We start from the raw sequence: 1,314 nt of genomic DNA on the forward strand, positions 1-1,314 counted from the left end.
CACCTTGTATCTTGAAGTCCGGTTTTGAACCTTCTCTTTTTCATTCGTAGTTGGAGGCTGTGGAGCTTGTGGGCGAAGGAGAGCGCGGTGGGCAACGCGTAGCGTTGTCCACGGTAAGCTTTCCGGTGCGCCGCAGGCGCATCGTCCACAAATCCACAGCCTTGGTTTGTGCCGGTTTGGCAAGGCTCGTGCAGCCTGATGACACCTTGGGTTTGCAGCCCGCAGGATAGCGAATGGCGCACGAGCTGAGCCGCTCATCAAAAGCCCGAACAGTTGTTTGAAAAAAATTCGCATGTACAAGGAGGGGTAGTGACGAGCTTGCCAGATCCGAAACCGATCACCGTTGGCATTGACGTTTCCAAGGCTACGCTGGATGTCGCGATTGGCGTCAAGACGACGCCGCTGAGTGTTTCCAACAAGGCGGATGGCTTCGACACTTTGCTTGAGGAGCTGGCGCGCCATCGGGTTGCGCTGATCGTCCTCGAAGCCACAGGTGGGCTTGAAATGGCAGTAGCTTGCGTATTGCAGGCCGCCGGATATGCCGTGGCAGTGATCAATCCCCGGCAGGCGCGAGACTTTGCTCGTGCGATGGGGAAACTTGCGAAGACTGATCGCATAGATGCGCGCATTCTCGCGCAGCTCGGCGAAGTGATCGAACGTCATCCCGATCGCGAGAAATTCGTCAAGACCTTGCCGACCATCGAACAGCAAGCTCTGGCGGCAATCGTTGCACGGCGTCGGCAGTTGATCACGATGCTCGTCTCCGAGCGCAACCGGCTGGCGCTGGCGCATGCCCAAACCAGAAAAAGCATCGAAACCATTATCGAGGCGCTGAAGGATGAAATTGCCCGTATCGAAAGCGAAATGGGCGGGCATATTCATTCGCACTTTGCTGACCTGTCAGCGTTGCTTCGTACCGTTAAGGGGGTGGGCGATGCAACGATCTCAGTTGTGATTGCCGAAGTCCCTGAGCTGGGCAAACTGACGCGTCGGGAAATCAGTTCGCTGATTGGCGTCGCGCCAATCAATCGCGATTCGGGCACGATGCGCGGCAAACGCACGATCTTTGGGGGCCGAGGCAGCGTGCGACGTGTCCTGTACATGGCTGCCCTGGTGGCGGCCCGTCACAACCCAGTGATCAGGCTGTTCTATCGCCGCCTCGTCGAAGCCGGAAAGCCAAAGAAGGTCGCGCTCGTGGCCTGCATGCGCAAACTGCTGACCATTCTGAACGCGATGGTCAAAGCCGGCAGGCCGTGGGACGCATCGTTTCATGGGACGGACCTCAAAAATGCTTGACCTCCAAGACAGTTGCTA

General features: G+C 57.5%; 1 protein-coding gene. It reads left to right on the forward strand.

Going from position 1 to position 1,314, the window contains the following annotated elements; all coding sequences use genetic code 11:
- The first annotated feature begins 318 nt into the window (after positions 1–318).
- Positions 319–1,296, forward strand: coding sequence for an IS110 family transposase (locus tag AB4Y32_RS40315; RefSeq protein WP_368726563.1), 978 nt, complete (start codon positions 319–321; stop codon positions 1,294–1,296).
- The last annotated feature ends 18 nt before the right edge of the window (positions 1,297–1,314 follow it).

The organism is Paraburkholderia phymatum (assembly GCF_040965635.1).
GTDB lineage: Bacteria > Pseudomonadota > Gammaproteobacteria > Burkholderiales > Burkholderiaceae > Paraburkholderia > Paraburkholderia phymatum_B.